Raw genomic sequence first — 400 nt, 5'->3', positions numbered from 1 at the left:
GCACTCCACCTGCGTCAACCCCGTCTATCTCGAAGAAACCGAGCAGGCCCTGATCGACGCCATTTGCGAGGCGAACGACCGGCGGATCGCCGCCAAGGGGGGCGTCGGCTCCGGCATCGAGGACCAGGTCGCCTTCAACCGACGCTTCCTGATGAAGGACGGGCGCACGGTCACCCACCCGGGCCTCGGCAACCCCGACATCGTCGAGCCCGCCGGGCCGGTCGACCCCGAGGTCGGCGTCGTGGGGGCCTGGGACGCCGAAGACCCCAACCGCCTGCTCGGCTGCATCGTCAACTTCGCCTGCCACGCCACCACCAGCCCGGGCGGCATCTCGGCGAATTATATCTATTATCTTGAGAAAGTGATCCAGGGGTACTACGGCGAGGACGCGGTCGTCGTC

Annotated in this window: 1 protein-coding gene; it reads left to right on the top strand. The window is 67.0% G+C overall.

The features are described from left to right. A partial coding sequence (locus AB1L30_RS00110) for a hypothetical protein (RefSeq protein ID WP_367011332.1) occupies nt 1-400 on the top strand: 400 nt, incomplete at both ends.

This window comes from Bremerella sp. JC817 (assembly GCF_040718835.1).
Taxonomy (GTDB): Bacteria; Planctomycetota; Planctomycetia; order Pirellulales; family Pirellulaceae; genus Bremerella.
The sequence above is the reverse complement of the archived record's forward strand: the minus strand, read 5'-3'. Positions and strand labels throughout refer to the sequence as shown.